The organism is Spirosoma lacussanchae (assembly GCF_005870035.1).
GTDB lineage: Bacteria > Bacteroidota > Bacteroidia > Cytophagales > Spirosomataceae > Spirosoma > Spirosoma lacussanchae.
Window position 1 is genome coordinate 1,894,062 of the sequence record NZ_SWJG01000001.1, and the last position, 23,368, is coordinate 1,917,429.

Below are 23,368 nucleotides of genomic sequence, written 5' to 3' on the forward strand. Positions count from 1 at the left end.
ATGGAACAGAAATGACCGAGAAAAATTTAGAAATTGACAATACAGACCTGAAAATACTGAATTTACTGATGCAGGATGCCAATATGGCGTACACCGAAATTGGCAAGCGGATCTTCGTATCGGGCGGTACTGTTCACGTCCGGATGAACAAATTGAAGCAGATGGGTATTGTGCGTGGTTCTCAGCTTGTCATTGACCATGCCAAACTCGGCTGGGACATCAGCGCGTTTCTGGGTATCTACCTGGATAAAAGCTCGCTATACGCCGAAGTCTCCAAACAGCTCGAAAAAATTCCAGAAGTTGTCAACGTCCATTACACGACCGGAATTTACAGCATCTTCGCCAAGATCGTTTGTCGCGATACCCAGCACCTGCGCGAAGTGCTGCACGATAAAATCCAGAAAGTGAGCGGTATTCAGCGCACAGAAACGTTTATATCGCTCGAGGAGAGCGTAAACCGCCCCATTCCGTTTGCTGAAAGCTGATGCCGTACCGGATTTTTCCGTATCCGGTTTTGTGGAGTTAACCGACGATTCTGTGAACTGTAAACCGGTTTTAGGGCGTTATATTCATCAACAACTTAATGTATGCAACCAATCATTCACGCCACAACCGTTGTGGGAATCCGTCATAACGGGCAGGTGGCTCTCGGAGCCGATGGACAGGCTACCATGGGTAATACCGTTGCCAAGAGTAATGTCCGTAAAGTACGGGTATTGCTGGGTGGTAAAGTACTGGCCGGTTTTGCTGGCTCAACAGCCGACGCGTTTACGCTGATTGAGCGATTCGAAGAAAAGTTGAATGCCTACGGCGGCAATCTGAAGCGGGCCGCTATCGAACTGGCAAAAGACTGGCGCACCGACCGGTATTTGCGCAAGCTCGAAGCCATGCTGATCGTAGCCTCTAAAGATGATCTGCTGATGGTATCGGGTACGGGCGATGTGATTGAGCCTGATAATGACATTGCAGCTATCGGCTCCGGGGGCGTATATGCCCAATCGGCGGCTGTTGCGCTGAAGAAACACGCAGCTAACCTATCGGCCGAAGAGATGGTACGGGAGAGTCTGCATATTGCGGCTGATGTATGCATCTATACGAACCATAATCTGATGGTTGAGGTACTTTAGTTGCCACTTTGTATGGGCAGGAGTGAGGTCACTACGGCTATACAAAAACTATGCTTTTTCCTATATTTGTTGCCTATAGTGCTCAACGGTTTTTATGAATATACTCGGACGTACGGCCCCCGCGTTGATGAACCGGCGTATCGCGCTGGGGTTCATTGCGGCTCTGGTACTCATAGCCGTCGGGTTCATTATATCATTCTACAGCTACCATCAATACAGCCAGGATACCGAACGGGTACGGCACACCTATGAGGTCATAGGAGCGCTGGATGAGACCCTGTCGTTACTCAAGGACGTTGAAGCTGGCGCGCGTGGCTACGTCATCACCAAAGATTCGTCGTTTCTGGAACCCTACCAGACATCGGTTACGGCACTGCCGGGGCATATGAACCGCTTACGGCTGTTGCTGAAAGACAATCGGGTACAGCTGAACAGGGTTACTAAAATCGATACGCTTATTCAGACAAAGCTGGCCGTTACGCAGGTCCGCATCGGGGTAGCGTCTACCGATAAAACCAATGGGTTCAAACTCATTCGGGAAGCCAAGCGGTATATGGATGATATCCGCTGGCAAATTTCGGTAATGGTTGAAACAGAACGTAGTCTGGTCGAGGTCTGGAGCCGACAGGCCACCCGATCGTTTCGGCATACGCTGATTATCATTTTTGCGCTGTCGTTGCTGACATTTCTGACCGTAGTGGTGTTATACCGACTGCTGGAGGCTGAGCTGCTGCGCAGACAGGAAAACGAAGACCAGCTGCGCGACTACGAACGGAGGTTGAAAGAGCAGATTCGTCAACTCGAAGCCTCGAACGAAGAACTGGAACGATTTGCTTTCGTAGCCAGCCATGACCTGCAGGAACCGCTGCGCAAAATACAGGCTTTCTCCAACCTGATCACCGATCGGTACGGAAGCCTGTTTGAGGGCGACAGTCTGCTGTTTATGAGAAAGATTGGTGCATCGGCGGAGCGGATGTCCAAGCTGATTAAGGATCTGCTCAACTTTTCGCGGATCTCCAGTCATCGCGAAGACTTTAAACCGGTTCGGCTGAACGAGGTGATTCAGCGGATTCTTGACGATCAGGAGTTACGTATAAAGGGGTTGGGTGTTCGGGTCGAGGTGGGGCCATTACCTACTATTTATGCCGTTACCAGCCAAATGGACCATCTGTTTACCAACCTGATCTCAAACGCACTGAAATTCATTCGGCCCGATGTGGAGCCTGTGCTGCGTATCAGCGCGACTCCCGTAGACGGGGCTGAGTACCCCGGCTTAGTTGCCGGGCGAAACTATTTTGAATTTACCGTAGAGGACAACGGAATCGGCTTTGATGAAAAATATTTAGACCATATTTTTAAGGTCTTCCAGCGTTTACATGGTAAAAGCGAATTTGAAGGAACGGGCATTGGACTGGCCATCTGCAAACGGGTAGTCGTCTATCACCAGGGCTATATTACGGCCCGCAGCAAACCAAAACAGGGGACTTCCTTCGTAATTGTATTGCCCGAAAGTCATCCACTACATAATCATGACCGAACAAAATCAACCGAAGCCTATTCATATTCTGCTGGTTGACGACGACGAGGACGACCGTTACCTCACGCGTGAAGCATTTCATCAGCATTATCCCGCAAGCCGGATCTCGTTTGCCGAAGACGGTGAAGATCTGCTTGATTTTCTGAATTACCGGGGGCGCTATATTGGCGCTGAACACTCCCTGCCCGAGCTGATTCTACTGGACCTGAACATGCCCCGGAAAGATGGCCGGGAAGCGCTGCGCGAGATCAAAGCGAATGACCAGTTTCGTCACATACCCATTGTCGTTCTAACAACCTCAGATGCCAAAGACGATATCGAAACATCCTACTACAATGGGGCAAACAGCTTTATTACCAAACCACCTACCTTCCAGCGACTCAGCGAGGTGACAAAAGCGATCGGTCAATACTGGTTTAGCGTTGTTACCGTCTGCGAGCACCAGGGAGACGAGTAGCCAATGAGTCTCTGTTTTGGGTATAGATCGTTATGATGTGTGCCCAAAGCAGGGACTCATTGGTTTATAGCTTATCAACAAACAGTATACAAGAAAGCGACCCCAGCGGAAACGGCTGGTTTATACATAATTTGTAGCTTTACACAGTAAATATACTAATACCGCCGGACAGCTACTTCATCCGGGAAGCCCCGAACTTCGGTACTGACTATCATAGCCAGAATTTGCATGCATTCTCCTTAAACTAGATAGACTATTATGTAAGTTATTGATAGTCATTTTTTTAGCTATTTCTTGGATCGTATTATTTTCCATACCACTTTTGCCCAGCGGTAACCTAAACTGAAGGTTACCGGCCTGCGATAAGTCAGCCCAACAACTGGCTTATTTATTTATAATAATAATCTATAATCTCTATAGAATTAACTGTTTAATTGATGCTTGTGTGTCTGTAGATAACCCGGAAGTGGGGATGGATCAACATAAACAGGCGATAAGCCCGTGGCGTATCGACCCTAAAAAGTGATGAACAACTTACCAGCCGGCTGTTGGCCGTAAACAAGAACGCATTTTACAAACCAGCATAATTCAATCCACAATGAGAAAAACACTACCTCTGATCACTCTCTTTATCCTCTCTGTTAGTGCCTTATTCGCCCAGGGCGTCGTAGTTGGCGGGGTGAAAGATAACGAAGGCCTGCCCGTTGCGGCTGCAACTGTAGTTATAAAAGGTACCAACACCTATGCAATTGCTGATGCGACCGGACAATTCAGCATTGCCGCCCGTAAAGAATTTCCATTTACCATTCGTATCAGTTCGGTTGGGTTTAAGCCTCAGGAAATTCTGCTCGCCAAACTGCCCGATTCACCGTTATCGCTGACCCTGGCAAACGACAATCAACTGTCTGAAGTCGTTATCACCTCCCGCCGGCGGCAGGAGTCCGCTCAGGATGTGCCCATTCCGATTTCGGTAGTGCGGGGCGCGCTGGTCGAAGACGCGGGCGCATTTAACGTAAACCGACTGAAAGAACTGGTGCCTACTGTACAGCTTTATTCGTCTAACCCGCGCAACACCACGCTCAACATCCGGGGCCTGGGATCGACCTTCGGGCTCACCAATGATGGAATCGATCCGGGAGTGGGTTTTTACGTAGACGGTGTATACTACGCCCGTCCGGCAGCAACAACGCTCGATTTTATTGATATTGAGCAGATAGAAGTGCTGCGCGGCCCCCAGGGAACCCTCTTTGGCAAGAATACAACGGCCGGCGCCTTCAACATCACCACCCGGGCAGCCAGTTTTCAGCCGGGTGCTACGCTGGAGGTTAGCTATGGTAACTACGGATACATTCAGGCCCGTAGTTCGATAACGGGCCCGTTGAGCAGGAAGATAGCCGGTCGGTTGTCCTTTTCGGGAACCCAGCGTAACGGACTGCTCTATAATGTGGCTACTCAGAAGCCCGTCAATGATCTCAATAACCTGGGCGGTCGGGGACAACTGCTGTTCACGCCAACCGACAGAATCAGTATAACGCTGGCGGGCGACGTGTCGAGTCAGCGCCCGGATGGGTTTGCGCAGGTTGTTGCGGGGGTGGCGCCTACGCTGCGTCCGGCCTATCGGCAGTTCAACCAGATCATTGCCGACCTGAATTACAAACTACCCAGCCAAAACCCGTTCGACCGGGTCATTGACCATGACACCCCCTGGCGGTCGGGAAACGAGCTGGGTGGTATTTCGCTCAACGTTGACGCCAAGATCGGATCGGGAACGCTGACCTCAACCACTGCCTGGCGTTATTGGAACTGGGACCCCTCTAACGACCGCGACTTTACGGGCCTGCCGGTTCTGAGCAAGTCGGCAGCCACATCGCGCCACGAGCAGTGGACGCAGGAGGTTCGGTACGCCGGCGCCATTTCGCCCCGTGTGAGTGGGGTCGTCGGTGTCTTTGCCATCGGACAGGACCTTAAGACGGATCCCGTTCATACCGAAGAGTCAGGTTCAGCGCAATGGCGCTTTTCGCAAAGTTCAACGAGTCCGCTCTGGCGAACCCCCGGACTGCTCGATGGGTTTGGCATCAGAACTACCTCCCGGCTGAAAAGCTTCGGCGCTGCGGTATTCGGTCAGGTCGACTGGGCTATTACCGACCGGCTTCACCTGCTGCCTGGTCTCCGCTACAACTATGATGAAAAACAGGTCGATTTCAGCCGACAAACCTACGGGGGGCTGCAAACGACAGATCCGGCGCTGATCGCGCTGAAAAATGCGGTCTATACGAATCAGGCCTTTACGGCAAACGTAGACGAGAGCAATCTGTCGGGTCAGTTGACCTTATCCTACAAGGTGTCATCGCGAATCAACTCATTTGCTACCTACTCGAACAGCTATAAGCCGGTTGGGGTCAACCTGGGGGGACTGCCCACTGCCAGCGGACGGGTGCTGACCGAGCTGGCCCGCATTAAACCTGAGTACGTGAGTCATTTTGAGGTTGGGGTGAAAACCCGGCCAACGCCATTGTCTACGCTGAACGTCGTGTTTCATAATACCGATATTAAGGATTTTCAGACGCAGGTTCAGACGGCCGAAGTGGGGGTGAACCGGGGGTACCTGGCCAATGCTGAACGGGTGCGGGTAGTCGGAGTAGAGGTAGATGGCAACATCCGGGTAAGCAACGGGCTCTCATTCTACGGGGCCGTGGCCTATACTGATGGCAAATACGTGTCGTTCAAGAATGCACCCGTTCCCCTGGAAGAAACGGGTGGAGAGTCGGCCTTTAAAGATATATCGGGGGGCGACCTGCCAGGCATCTCGAAATGGGCCGGGTCGCTCGGTGGCGAAATCAGCGGTGGCGGAAACTTGCTGAGCCAGAGCGGCCGGTTCTTCTTGGCGCTGGATAGCTACTATCGCTCTTCCTTTTCGTCGAGTCCGTCACCGTCAAAATACCTGAATATTGAGGGGTACACGCTGTTGAATGCACGGGTCGGTTTCCGGGCGTCGAATGGGTTATCCATTCTGTTCTGGTCACGCAACCTGCTGGACAAAGACTATTTCGAGCAGTTGCTGCCAGCCGCTGGTAACGCGGGCCACTATGCCGCCGTGCTGGGCGATCCAAGAACCTTTGGTACAACCCTGCGCTACTCGTTTTAACCAGATCAGCTGGAAGAACACAAGGCACAGCGTGCAGATCGTCAGGAACAACGAACGAATCGATACAAAAGAATGGGATAGAGCGGGTTACGAGCTGTCCCCTTCTGCTGTACAGGTACGGCAATAGGCAAGCCGGTGAGCAAACCGGGAGGGATGCACACGTCCTGGTCAGAATTTATTGCTGGATAAGCGGGATTGCGCAAACAATGTGTAATTTGGGTATCTGCATTACATTCACAGAAAATCTCCGTCTGCATATCGCTCATGGCTGGATAATGATCGTACTTCTTCCAATGCTGCCTGTTGGCTAATGATAGTAAGAGCGAGCTTTGCCATTCCATCTTCTGCAATACTGCCCGCTATCGGCAAATCCGGAGCGGAGCCTGTTCATTCCTCCATTTGTGTATCACCCCTAAATCAATCTCTCGTGTATGATGAATTCGTTACCAGCAAAAAGGCCGTCCCGATGGAAATTGTCAGTAATAGGTCTGATTGGGTTTTTTCTGACCGTATCGACCGGCTGGGCCCAAACCACGGTTACAGGAGCCGTTACGGACGCCGGGTCGGGTGAAGCCCTGGCCGGGGCAACGGTGCAGATCAAGGGCACCAATACCGGTGCTACTACCGATGCACAGGGAAACTATCGAATGTCGGTACCGGCCAGCGCTGGCTCTTCAACCCTGGTGTTTTCGTTTATCGGTTATCAGCCGCTCGAGGTAGCCGTGGGCAATCGGACCGTCGTCGATGCGAAGCTCAGCAGTGCCGATAATGCGCTGAGTGAAGTCGTGGTGGTTGGCTATGGTGTGCAAAACCGGCGCGATGTAACGACTGCCATCGGTTCAGTACGGGCCCGGGACCTGGCTAACCAGCCCGTCGTCAGTTTCGATAATGCGCTGGCGGCCAAGATTGCGGGCGTTCAGGTTACTCAGACTTCGGGCGCGCCGGGAGCGGCTCTGCAGGTACGGGTACGCGGTACCGGGTCTATCAGTGCCGGGCTCGACCCGCTTTACGTAATTGACGGCGTCCCGCTGTCGCGGGACACGAAGTTTGCAACAGGCAGTACGAGTACCCAGTTTCCCGACAATCCAATCAATGTGTTGAGTACGATCAACACGGATGATATCGAGAGTATTGAGGTACTGAAAGATGCCTCGGCCGCGGCTATATACGGGTCGCGCGGCTCGAACGGGGTGGTACTGATCTCTACGAAGCGGGGCCGGGAGGGCAAGACCATCATCAGCTACGATAGTTTCGTCGGGTTCCAGCAGGTATCGAAAAAGCTGGATCTGCTCAACGCCTATGAGTACGCGACGCTCAACGTGGAAGCGAAAAACAATGCCTACCTGGATCGAAATCCAACGGGCCGGGTTACGGACAGCAACGAGATCAGGAATAGGGGAGTAGGAGCGCCCAGCACCCTGATTCCGCCCCAGGTGGTGCCCTACCTGAGCGGCCAGGCTGGGCTGACCAATACTGACTGGCAGGACGAAATTTTCAGAACAGCTCCCATTCAGAATCATACGCTGTCGATTTCGGGCGGCAATGCCAATGTGCGCTATTACGTCTCGGGCAACTACCTCGACCAGCGCGGTATCGTCATCAATTCGGGTTATCAACGGTACGCTGCCCGGGCCAACCTCGATATAAAAAGCGGTCGGTTGTCGGTGGGATTCAATTTCAATCCTACCTATTCCTACCACGATCTGATCAAGGCTGAAGGGCCTTATCTGGCCGATGGGGTCATTGGCTTAGCCGTTCAGATAGCACCCATCTGGCCGGTGTACAACCCGAATGGTACCTATAACTTCGATGCCAACGGCTGGGGTTACGGCGCTACGTCTATTTTGAACCCGGTGGCGGTAGCTAATGAGATAAAGGACAAGCTGGGACACCTCCGATTGCTCGGGAACGCCTATGCACAGTATGATATCGGGAAAGGCTTCTCGTACCGGCTCAATGTCGGCGCGGATGTCAACAATTTCCAGCGCGACTATTACCGACCTTCTACCGTCGAGATCCGCGATCGGAAAGGGCCATCTGTACCGACCGGTTTTTCCAGAACGCAGAATTACATCAACTGGCTGGTAGAACACACGCTGAACTACAGCCGCAGCATCGGCCAGCACAACCTGTCGGCACTGGCGGGTTTTTCGGCTCAAAAAGACCGCCGAACCGCTACCGAACTGACCGCCACCAATTTCCCTAACGACCTGGTGCAGACGCTCAACGCCGGGCAGGTGTCGGCGGGGGGCTCCGATATTCAGGAGTGGTCGCTGCTGTCGTACCTAGGGCGGGTGCAGTATGACTATAACGGGAAGTACCTGCTATCGGGCGCCATCCGGGCCGACGGATCTTCGCGCTTCGGGGCGGCCAATCGCTGGGGCTACTTCCCGAGCGTATCGGCAGGCTGGAACATTTCCCAGGAGCCGTTTCTGAAAACATCGACCTGGCTCAGTGATCTGAAACTTCGCGCCAGCTACGGCCTGACGGGTAATTTTCAGATACCGAACTACGGGGCCGTAAGCCTGCTGAACTACCAGAACTACATCCTGGGCTCCGAAACGCTCGTTAGCGGTCTGGCTCCGGGTAACTCGGCCAATGATCAGCTCAAATGGGAAAAAACGGCCATGCTCGATATTGGTGTCGATGCCAGCTTCTTCCGCAACCGGTTGACCCTGAGCGTTGATTACTACGATGCTAATACGTCTGATCTGTTGCTGAACGTGCCGGTGCCCAGAGCGTCGGGGTTCAGTACCGAACTGCAGAATATTGGCAAGGTGAACAACAAAGGAGTTGAGCTGACCCTGGGTACGCAGCAATCGTTCGGGGGTTTTCGCTGGAACGCCAGTGCCAATATAGCGGCCAATCGCAACCGGGTAAAAGCACTCGGTCCGTCGGGCGATCCAATCATCGTATCGGGTGGGGTTGCCGGCGCGCAGTTCATTACCCGCATTGGTGAGCCCATCGGGCAGTACTGGACCATGAAAACCGACGGCGTGTTTAACAGCCAGGCCGAGATCGATGCTTATCCGCACACGACAACGACCCGCCCCGGCGATTTTCGCTTCGTTGATGTAAATGGCGATAACCGGATCGATTTCAGCAGCGACCGGGCCGTTACGGGCAGCTATTTCCCCAAATACACTTTTGGCTTTACCAATACCTTCGCCTATGCCGGTTTCGATCTGGGCGTGACGGTGCAGGGTACGCAGGGAAACAAAATCCTGAACCTGATTCGTCGGTATATCTACAACCAGGAAGGCAACGGCAACCTGTTCCGGGGGGCGCTGAATCGCTGGCAGTCGGAAGCCAACCCGGGCGACGGAGCGCACAACCGCGCCAACCGCCTGCAAACGGGGTCTAACGGCGAAATATCGACTTGGCATATCGAAGACGGCTCGTTTGTGCGGGTTCGGACCATCACGCTGGGGTATACGCTGCCCACCGCACTGCTGCAGCGGCTGCACCTGAACCGGGCCCGGCTTTATGTCACAACCCAGAACCCATTCACGTTCACGAAATACATCGGTTATAACCCCGAGGTGAGCGCCCGTCCCGATAATGCCCTGTCGGCCGGCGAGGACTATGGTACGTATCCCCTGGCCCGTACTACTTCCGTTGGCCTTAACCTCAGCTTCTAACCCCCGTAGTCCTCATGAAAACCAATTCGTTTGTTCGCGCTTTCGGCCATCAAACGGCTATGGCCACCCTCATTGTGCTTGGTCTGGCTGCCTGCCGGAGCGATTTTCTGGATCTGAAACCACAGTCGCAGCCCAACGTCGACAACTTTTACCAAACTGCCAATGACTTCAACAATGCCGTGAATGGGGCTTATGACGCCCTGCAATCACCCAATCAGTACGGTGGCGATTTCAACACGATTGTAGAAGCCCGCAGCGATAATGTGCTGGATAACGACCCGTCGTCGAACGCGGGTCTGCGGTATAACATCGACCGGTTCATCGAGCCGACTACCAATACCGTTCTGCGCGACACCTGGGGGAGTCTCTATACTGGCATCAACCGAACCAATCTGATTCTCGACAAGATCGACGCGGTCAACATCGATGCCAATTTGAAAGCCCGCTACCGGGGCGAAGCCCAGTTTATCCGGGCGTTGTCGTACTTTAACCTGGTACGATTGTGGGGGCGGGTGCCGCTGGTGTTGACGGCCGGTACTACCGCCGATTCCCGTTCGTATGTTCGTAATGAGGTAACGGAGGTGTACGCGGCCATCGAAAAAGACCTGACCGATGCGGTTGCAAACCTGCCCGCCGGTTATACCGGTGCTGATGTGGGGCGGGCCACATCGGGGGCTGCGCGGGCGTTGCTGGGAAAGGTACTGGTTACCGAGAAAAAATACAGCCAGGCCATACCAGTCCTGCGCGAGGTAGTGACCAGTGGTCCGTATCGGCTGCTGGCTAATGTTGCCGACGTGTTTACCGTGAACAACAAAAACAACGCCGAGATCGTATTTGCCATCAAGTTTCGGAAAGGGGTAGGCGGGGTGTCGGAAGGCCACGCACTCTGGTTTGGGACCAACATCGGCGATAACATCGAAAAATCGCTGCGGTCGGCCTACCCGGCTGGTGATAAACGGTTGCCGCTGACCGTACAGGTGCCGGTGCCGAGCAATGTCAACGTTGTACCCCGCAAGTTTTACGATGAGGTATCGGCAACGAATGACGTCGGTAACGATTTTCCGGTATTACGCTTTGCCGATGTGTTGCTGCTCTATGCCGAAGCGCTGAACGAGGTGGGCTACCAGCCCGACGGCGATGCGTTCCGCTCGCTCAACCAGGTGCGGAGCCGGGCTGGTATAGAGCCGTATACGCCCGCGCAACTCGCCAGCCAGGCGGCTTTCCGCGATGCCGTTATCAACGAACGACGGCTGGAACTGGCGCTGGAGTCGGACCGTTGGTTCGATCTGATCCGGACGGGCCGGGCCGTAGAGGCCATCAAAGTAACCGGTATTACGGTGCCAGCCAACCGGCTCATCTACCCCATTCCGCAGGCTGAAATCGACGTGTATAACAACCCCGCCACGTTTCCCCAGAATCCGGGTTACTGAGAGTTGAACAGTTACGACTGCGGCTAAACCCGGCAGCGCTTCCTGTAACCAAAAGCCCTTCCGGTTTTGTGAAATAGCTCACAAAACCGGAAGGGCTTTTGGCGAATTGATAGAATACGAATTTTGCCGGGGCGGTTATCGGTAGGCAAGCGGTAGTAGTCTAGTTGCCGGACAGCCCCACCAGTCCCAGAAAAATTGTTTCCAGTTCGGTGGTTACCGCGCGATTCTGGCCGGGGGTAAACTTATTGACCAGTACGCAGAACGACATGCGCTCGCCGTCGGTTGCGGTAAAGTACCCGGCGTAGGCTCTGACGCCTTCAATCGACCCGCTCTTGGCCCGAATGTTACCGGCAGCGGCCGTACCCCGGGCCAGCGAACGCACGGTCCCCGTCTGCCCAACTACCGGTATGGTTTCGTAGAATGCGGAGAACGAAGGCTCCCGCGCCATAGCGCTGAGAATACCCGTCATATTGTCGGCTGTGAGGGCACCAGTGGTAGACAGGCCGCTGCCGTCATGAATACGGAATCCGTCGAGGTTAACCCCTTTTTTCTGCCAGAATGCCGTTAGCGCGTCCACACTGGCGTCGGTTGTTCCCACGGTTTTATCGAGTTGACGCGTGGCCGTTCGGATCAGGGCTTCGGCGTAGAGGTTGATACTCTGGTAGTTGGTTTGCTGCGCCAGTTCGGCCAGCGTGGGTGACCGGTGCTGATTGATGACCACGCGCGTGCCGGATGATACGACGGTAGTCGACTGGCCGCCACCGATCGATACGGGCAGATTCGGTACCAGAACGCTGTCCTGGAGCAGTTGTTGACGAAGCGCGTGGGCGGCAAAATAAGCCGGGTCGGGCAGGGCCCCTTTTACGCTGAACTCGTTGGCCGGCTCGCCCATGGGCACCTTGCCGGTAAGCCACTGCAGGTTCAGAAACGGAGCGCCCACAATATTGACCTGGTCGCCGGTTTTGGCCGCGTCGGTCGTGACGGTGTTCTGGAAAGTCAGGTAGGGCACGAGTGGGTCGGTGCGTAGGACGCTGGTAGGGGCGCCTACCGATTTGCCCGGCCGGAAAAAGATGCGATACAGGTTCTCGTTGATGTTTAGGGCGCTCAGCCCGGCCCCGTAGTAGTTGCCGAGGTCACCGAAGGGCCAGGTACCCGGCGTAGTCAGGTCCGAGTAGAGACTGGCATCGCCCACCACAACCCCCCGAATCTGGCGGATGCCGGCCGCCCGTACAGCTTCGGACCAGCTCTTCAGCAGCGCCGACAGATCGTAGTAAGCGGGAAAACGCCAGCTGCCCAGCGACGGGTCTCCGGTTCCGCGGATGTAAAGGTTACCCGTCAGTACGCTGTCTTTAATGGAGCCATCATACTCGAGGGCGGTAGTATAGGTATAGTTCGGACCCAGTACCGCCAGGGCCGTGGCCGTGGTAATGAGTTTGAGGGTAGAGGCTGAGGGCAGGCTCAGCCGGGCGTTGTAGCCGATTCGTTCTTCGCCGTCGCGCACCCGCCTGACCGAAAGCGCTACTGTACCGTACCGGACAGCGGGCCCCGCCTGAAACGACTCGATCTGGCGAAGGAGCCGCTGGGTCGCCAGCGAATCGGGCGGTGAGGCCGGCTGACCATCCGTACCGGCCCGAACCAGAAACCCGGGAAACCAGACGACAAGTAAAAACAACAGGGAGGGGTAGAATCGAACTAAACGGCGTCGCAATGGGTACATACTGTAGGTTTCCGTGCGGTTAGGGGAATCGCCCCTGATTTTGTAGCTTTGCAAACTTACGGATTTCGCGCCACCCAACTTGTGTCAAAATCACCTTTTCCGAAGCATTGAATCAACGACATTGATTAGCTAACGCTGTACGCATGAAAGTATCGTTTCTGGGGGCGGCCCGGCAGGTTACCGGCAGTATGTATCTGCTGGAGATAGACGACTACCGCATCCTGGTTGACTGTGGGTCTGATCTTGAACGGTCGAAAACCAACGGCCAGGCTGCCCCAATCACTCCGCAAACAGGTTTCTTCCCGTTTGAGGCTTCGAGTATTAACGTCGTGTTGCTGACCCACGCACACGTAGACCATTCCGGTAATCTGCCCAATCTGTTTCGCGAAGGTTATGAAGGACAGATCCTCTGTACCGAACCCACCTTTGCCCTGACCAACGTTTTGCTGAAAGATGCGGCTTCGCTCAATCAAAAGCGAATCAACGAGCTGAACGCCAGTAAAAAACAACGCGTCAAAGATCGGCAGGCGCAGATGCAGAAAGACCTCTTCCTGGACCGGCAGGTGCGGGAGGCCATGGAAAATGTAGTGCCCATTGCTTTCAACCGCAAATTCCGGCTGACCGATGGCATCGATGTGACGTTTATTCCGGCTGGCCACCTGCTGGGAGCGGCTCATATCGTCATCAACGTGGTCGAAAACGGCGAGCAGAAAAGCATCTGTTTTTCGGGCGATATTGGCCGCAAAAACTACCCGCTGCTGGTCGATCCGGCTCCGGTGCCGCCCGTCGATTACCTTATCTGCGAAAGCACCTACGGGAACCGGCTCCACGAGAACCACATGAGTCCCGAAGACGCGCTGGCCGACGTTATCCAGCGGACCTGCATCGATATTCCGGGCCGGCTGATCATTCCGTCGTTCAGCGTAGGCCGTACGCAGGCACTGCTGTACACCCTGAACCGGCTCTACACCGAACGTGACTTTCCGCCCATCAGGGTGTTCTCCGATAGCCCCATGGCGTTCGAGAGTTCCAAAATCTATCTCCAGCACGTCAAGATGCTGAGCGGGGAGGCCAAGGCGTTTTATAAGGAGAACGAGGCTCTGTTCGATTTCCAGAATTTTCAGTTTCTGGAGTCTTCCAAAGCCAGCAAAGCCGTGTCGAACTTTGGCGAGCCCTGCATCATCATCTCGTCGTCAGGCATGGTACAGGGTGGTCGGGTTGAATACCACGTGGCCGAAAACATCAGCAATCCGTACTCGACTATCCTGATCATAGGCTACTGCGCCGAAGGGACGCTTGGATGGCGGCTGCTGAACGGACAGCAAACCCTGAGCATCAAAGGGAAAGACCATCAGGTGCTGGCCAATATCGAAAAAGTCGACGTTTTCAGCGGCCATGGCGACCGCGACGATCTGCTGAATTTCGTCAGTATGCAGTCGCCCGAAACGCTCAAACGTATTTTTCTGGTTCATGGCGAGTTCGATAGCATGGAGGCTTTCCGTGATACCCTGGCCGAAACCGGCTACCCCCAGGTTGTTATCCCCAAAAAAGGAGAAACTTTTGATTTGTGAGCAATGGGCGATGATCGTATGCCGTTCATCGCCCATTGCTCATTGCCCATCACCTAGTAACGATGAGAACGTACCTCGACTTTGAAAAACCGATTGCCGACCTTGAATCCCGGCTGGAAGAAACCAAACGGTTAGCCCAGACCAGTAACGTCAATGTCAGCGAAGCGGTACACGTACTGGAGCAGAGCATTGATAAACTGCGCCAGGAAATTTTCCAGAACCTGACCCGCTGGCAGCGCGTACAGCTCTCACGCCACCCGGACCGACCCTATACGCTCGATTATATCTCACTCATGTGCGATCAGTTCATCGAACTGCACGGCGACCGAACGGTACGCGACGATCCGGCCATGGTGGGTGGTTTCTGTGAACTGGGCGGTCAGACCGTCATGGTTATCGGTCAGCAGAAAGGCCGTAATACCAAGCAGCGGCAACAGCGTAACTTCGGTATGGCTAACCCCGAAGGATACCGGAAAGCCCTGCGACTGATGAAACTGGCCGAGAAATTTAACAAGCCCATCATCACGCTCATCGACACGCCGGGCGCTTTCCCGGGCCTCGAAGCCGAAGAGCGCGGACAGGGCGAAGCCATTGCCCGGAACCTGAAAGAGATGTTCATGCTTACGGTACCGGTCATCTGTATAATCATTGGCGAAGGAGCCTCGGGGGGTGCCCTGGGTATTGCCATCGGTGATCGGGTGCTGATGCTCGAGAATACGTGGTATTCGGTCATTTCGCCCGAATCGTGTTCATCGATCCTGTGGCGTAGCTGGAATTTTAAAGAGCAGGCTGCCGAAGCCCTCAAACTAACCGCCCGCGACATGCAGGCTGCCCAGCTCGTCGACGGTATTGTGGACGAACCCCTGGGTGGTGCCCACAACGATCATTCTGAGATGGCCAGCCACCTCAAAACGGTGATCCTGGACACGCTGGCCGAACTGAACGCCCTGGACCCCCAGACGCGTATCGAACAGCGGATCGAGAAATTCTGCAGCATGGGCGTGGTGGTCGAATAGACCCGTATTTATTAGCTTAACAGGAATCCGCGGAGATTGTCTCCGCGGATTTTTTGTTGAGGTACGGTCAACATCAGGTAAGTGCTACGACACACCGAAAGGGCCGCGCGCGTTGCAGGCTGATGCGGAGACCGTCAATAGAAAGCGATAGATAAATAAGGGGGAGAAAATCACGATTTGCCTATTGACATATTCATTAGTGTCGTTAGCTTTGTTTTATAATATAAAATTAAATATGATTCAGGTTATCAATCGGGCCATTGATATTATCGAGTACATTGCCCAGGACCCCGATAGACCCAAGGCGCTGGGGGATATAGCCGATGCTGTTGGACTAAATCATGGTACCTGCGCCAACATTCTGAAGACGCTGGTCAGTCGTGATTTCATTGAACAGATCGGTGCCAAGAAAGGGTATATACTGGGGGCTAAGGCCTATGCGCTGACTGGGAACGATAATTACCGGAAAGACATCGTTGAGGCCGCCACCGACGAGATGGACCGGCTTACGACGCTCCTTAACGAGAATACCTTACTGGCCGCCCTGAAAGGAAATCAGCGCATCGTCCTGCTCCGTACTTTCTCCGAACACGATCTGCAGGTACGCACGCCCGATCAGAAAGATGCTTATAATACGGCCTCAGGCCGTCTGTTGCTGGCTTTTCATACCGACGCCGAACTGGTAAAGTATACCGCCCGGTACGGATTACCCACGGCAGACATCTGGACCGAAGCCGCCAGTCCAGGCCACTTTCAACAGGCCATCGATTTGATCAGGCGTGAAGAACTGGCTATCCAGACCACCACCGGACGACAGGTGGTAGGGCTGGCGGTGCCGGTTCGGAAAGCAGATCGGGTAGTGGCCAGTCTGAGCATATACATGCCCGAATATCGATACATGGTTACCGATAAAGCGCGGGTCGTTCAGGAACTGCGTAACACCGCCAACCGGATATCTGCCAGGTTAGTCTAAACGGCTAGCGGCCTTGATCGGCTCATAGATAATCATAAAATTACTCCATACGCCCGCTACTTGCAGCGGGCGTTTTTTATTTCTTGGCTATTTCCAAGAATATATAAAAAAAAATATGACTGAATCCTTTGAGAAAGAGGAAAGAGTAATTTTATTTGCCTATCAATATGGTATTAAATTTTATAATATAAAAATTACTAAACCCTATGCAATCAAAACTACAATGCCTGGTACTGATGGGGTTATTAGCCCTCGTCTCAGTAGCAGTCCAGAGCCAGTCCATTACCCTGACAGGTAAGGTCGTAACGGGCGACTCCCGTGTTGCGCTCCCTGGGGTGAACGTTTCCGTTGAAGGAACGACCACCGGCACCAGCACCGATGCCAATGGCGCGTACCGGCTGAACCTGCCTTCGGGGAACAGCACGGTGGTTTTCTCCTATATCGGCTACGTAACCCAGCGGGTGGAAGTTGGCGGCCGTACGCAGCTGGAGGTTTCCCTGGAAGAAGATAATAAGTCGCTCAACGAGGTGGTCGTCGTGGGTTACGGAACGGTGAGAAAGTCGGATCTGACGGGTTCCCTGGCCTCCGTGAAGGCAAAGGATATCAACGCATTTCCGGCCACCAACGTGCTGCAGGCGCTTTCGGGGCGCGCACCGGGGGTGCAGGTTATTCAGAATACCGGAGCTCCTGGCGCTGCGGTCAGCGTGCGCATTCGGGGTACCAACTCGGTGCAGGGCAGTAATGAGCCGCTGTACGTAATTGACGGGTTTCCGACCTCGGGCAGTAACCCCACCATTCTGAACAACAGCGATATCGAAAGTATTGAAATCCTGAAAGATGCCTCGGCCACGGCCATTTACGGATCGCGCGGAGCAAACGGCGTCGTACTGATTACCACCCGGCAGGGCAAAGCCGGGCAGATGCGGGTAGATTACGAAGGGAGTTACAGCGTGCAGAGCCTGCGTAAAAAGCTGGACCTGATGAATGCCAGGGAGTACGCTACCTTTTATAACGAGCAGGCCGCCAACGACAGGCTGGCTCCCTACTTTACCCAGGCCCAGATCGACTCGTTTGGCGAGGGGTTCGACTGGCAGAACCTGATTTTCCGGAAAGCGCCCATGCAAACGCACAACCTGACCGTCAGCGGGGGTAATGAGAAAACCCGTTTTTCGGTCGGTGGCAGCATCTTCAATCAGGATGGTATCCTGATCAACAGTGATTACAAACGCTACTCGCTCCGGGCCAACGTCACGTCTGATATCAGCAAGAAATTCAACCTGACCTATGGCGCTACCCTAACCAAAATCCAGACCAGCCGGCAGAACAACGGGGGCGGCAACCGGGGCGGTTCGCTGATTTCGGCGGCCATATCGGCTCCTCCCACGCTCACCCCCTATAACGACGACGGCACCTACCGGGTGCTGGCAACGGCCTATCCGTTCATCTCGAACGTACTGATCAACCCGCTCAACTACATCTACCAGCAAACCGATCGGATCGACGCTAACCGGGTACTGGCCAACGCAGCCCTGACGTTCAAGCCCGTCGATGGGTTATCGATCAAACTGTCGGGCGGGATCGAGAACAGCGACGACCGGTCTGATTTTTACACCTCTACCCAGTTTATTAACTCGCAGGGGAGCGCCAGTGTATCGAGCACGCGCGGCACCAGCCTGCTGAGCGAAAATACCATCAGTTATCTCAAAACGCTGGCACAGAAGCACAGCATCTCCGCCGTTGTGGGGCTGACCTATCAGGACTTCCTGAACACCTCGCTGGGTGGGTCGGGAAATGGCTTTCTGAGCAACGTTACCGAAACCTACAACCTGGGTTCGGCCAATACGCCCGGTATTCCGAGTTCGGGCTATTCGTTCGCCACCCTGCTGTCGTACCTGGGCCGGGTCAATTACAGCTACGACAATAAATACCTGCTGACGGCCAGTTTCCGGGCCGACGGTTCGTCTCGCTACAGCGAGGGGAACAAATGGGGGTATTTCCCATCGGGTGCGCTGGCCTGGCGGGTGTCGGAAGAGGATTTTCTGAAGAGCTCAGCCTTCATTAGCGACCTGAAGGTGAGAGCCAGCTGGGGTCGTACCGGTAGTCAGGCCATCAACCCCTATGCTACGCTGAACAACCTCCTGGCCGGTAAGACGGTATTTGATGATGCCCTCTACAACACCTTTGCGCCCGGTACCGTACTGCCCGGTAACCTGAAATGGGAAACTACCGAACAAACCGACTTCGGGATTGACGCCGGGTTCTTCAACAACCGCTACCGGCTCACCCTCGACTATTACATCAAGAATACCTTTGATCTGCTGAATACGGTACAGCTGCCGGTCGGCTTTGGCTTTACCAGCACCATCCAGAACGTGGGCGAAATCCAGAACAAAGGGCTGGAAGTGGCCCTCGACGCGCGGGTGATCGACAAAGCCTTCAAGTGGGACCTGAGCGGTAACATTGCCTTCAACCGAAATAAAGTTATCAAACTGTACGGCGGCAAAGACATTCTGGGTGGTAACGTGGGCGTAACGCTGATCAGCGATGCTGCTAACCTGCTGCGCGAGGGACAGCCGATGAGCGTCTTTTTCGGTTACCTCGAAAATGGCTACAACGAGCAGGGGCGGGTCGTTTATCAGGATCTGAACGGCGACAAGGTCATCAACCAGCTCGATAAAGCCATCATCGGTAATCCAAACCCGGACTTTATCTACGGGCTTAACTCCACGATGTCGTTCAAAGGCCTGGAGCTGACCATGTTCTGGCAGGGGTCTCAGGGGAACGATCTGCTCAACGTTAGCTCGATCAATAATACCCTCGACTACGGATTCGGGCTGAATATGCCGAGAGAGGTCTTTACCAATCACTGGACGCCCGACCGGCCCAACGCTAAGTACCCGGTCATTTCCCGCTCCAACACCTATAACTACTCGAACCGGCTGGTTGAAGATGGCTCGTTTCTGCGCCTGCGTAACATTCAGCTCGCCTATAACCTGCCCCTGCAACAGTGGGGCGTCAGCTGGATGCGAAACGCGCAGATCTACGCCAGCGGTCAGAACCTGCTCACCTTCACCAGGTACTCCTGGTGGGACCCCGAGACGAACTCGCAGGGTGGTGCCAACTCCATCGGTCAGGGTATCGATCACTACAGCTACCCGACCTCCAAAGCCGTTACGTTCGGCCTGCGCGTAGGATTTTAATGAGTTTGCCCCTTACTCTTCATGTTGTTAATCCGATGAAATCTCTCATTCACATAATCGCGCTATCACTCGCCATTGTTGTCTTCACAGCCTGCGAGGAGGTACTGCAGGAATCGCCGAAGGCGGTAGCGGTCGAAACGTTTTACAATACCGCCGGCGAGGTAGAAGCGGCCGTCAACGCGGCTTACGCCCAGCTTCGGGCGCCCAACAACATCAGTGGTCAGCTGGGCGCGCAGCTGGAAGCCTATACCGATTACAGCTACGGACGCGGTAGTTACCAGGTCCTGAGCGATTTTCAGGGGCTCAACAGCACCAATATTCCCCGTACCGATGCTGGCTGGACCTTATTCTACCTGACCATCCGCAATGCCAATCTGGTTATTCAGAACGCGCCCAAAGGATCGTCGATCAGTCAGGCCGACGTGGCCCGCTACGTAGCCGAAGCCAAATTTCTCCGCGCGTTTAGCTACTTCTGGCTCGTGCGTAACTGGGGTGGGGTGCCAATCCGTACCGAAGCCACGCTTAATGAGCCTAACATAAAACGGTCGACGCCCGAAGAGGTTTATACGCTGATTCTGGCCGATCTGAAAGAAGCCGAAACGGTATTGCCCGACAAAGGAGCACAGGTGGGCCGGGCTACCAAGTGGGCCGCCAAGGCCGCGCTGGCCGAGGTCTATTTCTACCGGAACCAGTATGCCGAAGCGCGGGATAAAGCCAACGAGATTATCCAGTCGAAGCTGTTTTCGCTGGTGCCCGTTACGGTAGCTAATGATTTCGACAAAGTATTTGGCCCTACCGTTGTATCGACGACCGAAGAAATCTGGTACCTGAAAATGACCAGGCAGGCCGGTCAGGGGCAGTACCTGGCTATGTTTGCCCACCATCCGGGTTCCCGTCTCCACGGGGCCGGTGGGTTTTTCGCCCATTATACCGATGCGCAGACCAACTCGGTCTTCAAGAACTGGGATAATGCCGATCTGCGCAAGGGCTACAACTGGTACAGCTGGAATATCGGTTTGGGCGCCAATTCGTTCCTCTGCAAAAAATTTGCCGATCCCCTGGCGCCGGGTAGTGATGCCGCCGGTAACGATTTCCCGATCTATCGCTATGCCGACATCCTGCTGCTCTATGCCGAAGCCGCCAGCCGGGCCGGTAACGGACCCACCGCTGCTGCTCTCGACGCGCTGAATCAGGTACACCGCCGGGCCTATGGTCAGCCACCCACCGTGGCTTCGGCCGTCGATTTCAAACTGGCCGATTATAACGCCACTTCGTTTGCCAATCTGGTCATTCAGGAGCGGGGGTACGAAACCCAGTACGAAGCCAAACGCTGGCTCGACCTCAAACGCCTGGGCACCGCCGAACTGAAAGCCCGTATCAAGGCCGCTACGGGTAAAGACGTGGCCGATAAGCATCTGTTCTGGCCCATTCCTGTAGGTGAGCTAAACTTTAATACGGCGCTGGACCCCGCCAAAGACCAGAACCCAGGCTATTGATTGACAATGTTTAGGTATGATCCCGTCAGGTAGCTGACCCTATCGGCTACCTGATTTGTACTCTTCTTTGATTGATTGAGTTATGTTGAGAGCAATCGTTCTGCGTATCGTTGTCATTCTGGTATCGGCCATCCAGCCACGTGCGAATGCCTTTACGCATTTTATTACCAGAGATGGTGACCGGCTAAAGGAGGGCAATCAGGTGTTCAGGTTCATATCGGTAAATACACCAACCATCAATGGGCACTATGACGGCTATAAACATACCAACCCGGCCAGTGGGTATGTCTATGATCCGGTAGAACTCTCTTACGAGATGGAAGCCCATTTCAAGGACATGGCCCAGATGGGGGTTACCGTCATCCGCACCTGGGGAATCACGGTTAACGATGGCTCTGGCGAATTTGAAGCCCTGGTTTCGGGACCACACACCTACAACGAAACGGCATTCCGGCGCATCGATAAAATGCTGGAATTGTGTAACAAGTATAACATCCGGGTCATTCTCTGCCTGGTTAAGGAAAACAAATACTGGGGCGGAACAGCTGCGTTCAGCAAGCTCTACGGCGGGGGCGACTACTACCAGGCAGCGGCTGTTAAAGCCGGCTTTAAGGAGTTGCTACAGACTGCTGTCAGTCGGAAAAATCGGTTTACGGGCGTACTGTATAAAAACGACAAGGCTATTCTGGCCTGGGAATTTGGTAACGAGGTGCCGAACAACCAGGGCGCCTGGATCGCCGAAATGGCCGCCTATCTGAAGAGTATTGACCCCAACCACTTGATTGCCGATCCACGTCGGGCCAATGGGGTACAGCAGATGAACGACATCGTGACAGATGTAATGGCCAATAATACCAACATCGACATTGTTAAAACCCGGCAATACCCCAACTATCGGAATACGGTCGCCGAACTCTGGAACGAATGCCAGGGTAAACGCCCGCTGATTATTGACGAGTTTCAGCGCTTCGATGGATTCAAAGACGTTCTGGAAGCGGTTTGTAACACGGGTACAAGCGGGGCGCTGCTCTGGAGTTTAATGAAACCGCAGTACAATGGCGGCATTGGTGGCCATGCGCTGTTTCATTCCTATTCCTGGGGTGGCAGCCGCTGGCCCGGGTTCGACAGTGGCGACTATTTCAAGGAACGGGAAAATCTGATGTTGGTCCGGGCGTATGGCTATAAAATCCGGGGGAAGCAGCTGCCCGCCCTGCCTGCTCCGACGGATGCTCCCTACCTGTATCCCAGTTTACGAAGCGATGCCGTCGCCCTAAAATGGCGCGTTTCGCCCGGCGCGAGATATTATATCATCGAAAGAGCCAGTACGGCAAAAGGTCCCTGGCAGGTGATCAGTACCGATCTGGATATCAGCTATCATCTTTATTTCTATCCGTTGTTTACCGATGCCAGCGCCATTCCCGGAAAGGCCTATTATTACCGGGTCAAGGGTAAAAACGAGGCTGGCATATCACCCGCATCGAATGTAATCGGGCCCGTAGTACCCACATCCCGCCTAGTGATGGATAACCTGAAAGACTTTTCACTGACCGCATCGCATTCCAACAATCTGCGGATCAGCCAGGAATCATGGCCCCGGCTCCGGCAAACAGAAGAAGATTTTTTTCAGGCGGAGCGGGTCGTCGGCAGTGAGTCGGGCGAACTGGTCTACCGGGCCGATACGCTGAGCTGGATTGAAGTGATCGCTTTTAGCGACAAGGTAGATGCCGTTAATCTGTTTTACTCGACCGATGGCTCATCCTGGACCGCACTTCCGGAGGGAGGGCTGCATAAAACCCACCGAGCCGCCTATCCCAGCCAGATTTCTGGCAACAAGGATAATTCGATTGATAAGTACACCTACACCGTGCCGGCATTGCCCCACGGTACGGTTGCAGTCAGGGTCGTAACCGGCAACGCGGGGGCCACCAATACCTACCCCTGGCTTGCGCGGGTGCATCTCGGATTCAAAGGATCACTAAAAACGGCCAGATAGGCCAGCCAAACAGCGTTAACCTCTTTCACAACGAACCTGTCAGCCAGCTGACAGGCTACTACCCT

14 protein-coding genes are annotated in these 23,368 nt (G+C 54.3%); 13 read left to right on the forward strand and 1 reads right to left on the reverse strand.

Annotated features, from left to right (window positions below; genetic code table 11):
* The first annotated feature begins 11 nt into the window (after positions 1-11).
* From FBR45_RS07845 to FBR45_RS07875, 7 genes are all read left to right on the forward strand, one after another.
* A complete protein-coding gene (locus FBR45_RS07845) occupies positions 12-485 on the forward strand; it encodes an Lrp/AsnC ligand binding domain-containing protein (protein ID WP_077920109.1) in 474 nt (157 codons plus the stop codon).
* Between the two features lie 102 nt (positions 486-587).
* A complete protein-coding gene (gene hslV, locus FBR45_RS07850; RefSeq protein ID WP_138500897.1) occupies positions 588-1,127 on the forward strand; it encodes an ATP-dependent protease subunit HslV in 540 nt (179 codons plus the stop codon).
* 94 nt (positions 1,128-1,221) lie between these two features.
* Positions 1,222-2,703 (forward strand): sensor histidine kinase, encoded by a 1,482-nt coding sequence (locus FBR45_RS07855; protein ID WP_246082146.1) that lies wholly within the window; start codon positions 1,222-1,224, stop codon positions 2,701-2,703.
* Positions 2,657-3,121, forward strand: a complete 465-nt coding sequence (locus FBR45_RS07860) for a response regulator (protein WP_138500899.1) — start codon at positions 2,657-2,659, stop codon at positions 3,119-3,121. The genes FBR45_RS07855 and FBR45_RS07860 overlap by 47 nt, the downstream gene beginning before the upstream one ends.
* 598 nt (positions 3,122-3,719) lie before the next feature.
* Positions 3,720-6,266 (forward strand): TonB-dependent receptor, encoded by a 2,547-nt coding sequence (locus FBR45_RS07865; protein WP_138500901.1) that lies wholly within the window; start codon positions 3,720-3,722, stop codon positions 6,264-6,266.
* A gap of 473 nt (positions 6,267-6,739) precedes the next feature.
* Positions 6,740-9,907 carry a SusC/RagA family TonB-linked outer membrane protein gene (locus FBR45_RS07870; protein ID WP_246082147.1) on the forward strand — a complete coding sequence of 1,056 codons (3,168 nt, stop codon included), beginning with the start codon at positions 6,740-6,742 and terminating at the stop codon, positions 9,905-9,907.
* Positions 9,908-9,921: 14 nt separating this feature from the next.
* Positions 9,922-11,337, forward strand: coding sequence for a RagB/SusD family nutrient uptake outer membrane protein (locus FBR45_RS07875; RefSeq protein WP_246082148.1), 1,416 nt, complete (start codon positions 9,922-9,924; stop codon positions 11,335-11,337).
* A 160-nt stretch (positions 11,338-11,497) separates the two neighbouring features.
* Here FBR45_RS07875 and dacB read toward each other — a convergent pair whose 3' ends face one another.
* Positions 11,498-13,009 carry a D-alanyl-D-alanine carboxypeptidase/D-alanyl-D-alanine endopeptidase gene (dacB, locus tag FBR45_RS07880; RefSeq protein ID WP_429653521.1) on the reverse strand — a complete coding sequence of 504 codons (1,512 nt, stop codon included), beginning with the start codon at positions 13,007-13,009 and terminating at the stop codon, positions 11,498-11,500.
* Positions 13,010-13,197: 188 nt separating this feature from the next.
* On the opposite strand from dacB, the gene FBR45_RS07885 reads away from it, so the two are divergent.
* From FBR45_RS07885 to FBR45_RS07910, 6 genes are all read left to right on the forward strand, one after another.
* Positions 13,198-14,625 (forward strand): MBL fold metallo-hydrolase RNA specificity domain-containing protein, encoded by a 1,428-nt coding sequence (locus FBR45_RS07885; RefSeq protein ID WP_077919989.1) that lies wholly within the window; start codon positions 13,198-13,200, stop codon positions 14,623-14,625.
* Between the two features lie 62 nt (positions 14,626-14,687).
* Positions 14,688-15,641, forward strand: coding sequence for an acetyl-CoA carboxylase carboxyltransferase subunit alpha (locus tag FBR45_RS07890; protein WP_138500907.1), 954 nt, complete (start codon positions 14,688-14,690; stop codon positions 15,639-15,641).
* Between the two features lie 235 nt (positions 15,642-15,876).
* Positions 15,877-16,614, forward strand: a complete 738-nt coding sequence (locus FBR45_RS07895) for an IclR family transcriptional regulator (protein WP_138500909.1) — start codon at positions 15,877-15,879, stop codon at positions 16,612-16,614.
* Positions 16,615-16,820: 206 nt separating this feature from the next.
* Positions 16,821-19,814, forward strand: coding sequence for a SusC/RagA family TonB-linked outer membrane protein (locus FBR45_RS07900; RefSeq protein WP_138500911.1), 2,994 nt, complete (start codon positions 16,821-16,823; stop codon positions 19,812-19,814).
* A 35-nt stretch (positions 19,815-19,849) separates the two neighbouring features.
* On the forward strand, positions 19,850-21,310 hold the full coding sequence (locus FBR45_RS07905) for a RagB/SusD family nutrient uptake outer membrane protein (RefSeq protein ID WP_138500913.1): 1,461 nt from the start codon (positions 19,850-19,852) through the stop codon (positions 21,308-21,310).
* Positions 21,311-21,392: 82 nt separating this feature from the next.
* Positions 21,393-23,303 carry a glycoside hydrolase 5 family protein gene (locus FBR45_RS07910; protein ID WP_138500915.1) on the forward strand — a complete coding sequence of 637 codons (1,911 nt, stop codon included), beginning with the start codon at positions 21,393-21,395 and terminating at the stop codon, positions 23,301-23,303.
* Positions 23,304-23,368 lie beyond the last annotated feature (65 nt).

Bases quoted from the DNA above. Each gene is read 5' to 3' on its own strand.
- FBR45_RS07890 (WP_138500907.1), top strand. From the start codon at position 14,688: ATGAGAACGTACCTCGACTTTGAAAAACCGATTGCCGACCTTGAATCC.
- FBR45_RS07885 (WP_077919989.1), top strand. From the start codon at position 13,198: ATGAAAGTATCGTTTCTGGGGGCGGCCCGGCAGGTTACCGGCAGTATG.
- FBR45_RS07860 (WP_138500899.1), top strand. From the start codon at position 2,657: ATGACCGAACAAAATCAACCGAAGCCTATTCATATTCTGCTGGTTGAC.
- FBR45_RS07865 (WP_138500901.1), top strand. From the start codon at position 3,720: ATGAGAAAAACACTACCTCTGATCACTCTCTTTATCCTCTCTGTTAGT.
- FBR45_RS07875 (WP_246082148.1), top strand. From the start codon at position 9,922: ATGAAAACCAATTCGTTTGTTCGCGCTTTCGGCCATCAAACGGCTATG.
- FBR45_RS07910 (WP_138500915.1), top strand. From the start codon at position 21,393: ATGTTGAGAGCAATCGTTCTGCGTATCGTTGTCATTCTGGTATCGGCC.
- FBR45_RS07905 (WP_138500913.1), top strand. From the start codon at position 19,850: ATGAAATCTCTCATTCACATAATCGCGCTATCACTCGCCATTGTTGTC.
- FBR45_RS07900 (WP_138500911.1), top strand. From the start codon at position 16,821: ATGCAATCAAAACTACAATGCCTGGTACTGATGGGGTTATTAGCCCTC.
- FBR45_RS07855 (WP_246082146.1), top strand. From the start codon at position 1,222: ATGAATATACTCGGACGTACGGCCCCCGCGTTGATGAACCGGCGTATC.
- FBR45_RS07845 (WP_077920109.1), top strand. From the start codon at position 12: ATGACCGAGAAAAATTTAGAAATTGACAATACAGACCTGAAAATACTG.
- FBR45_RS07895 (WP_138500909.1), top strand. From the start codon at position 15,877: ATGATTCAGGTTATCAATCGGGCCATTGATATTATCGAGTACATTGCC.
- hslV (WP_138500897.1), top strand. From the start codon at position 588: ATGCAACCAATCATTCACGCCACAACCGTTGTGGGAATCCGTCATAAC.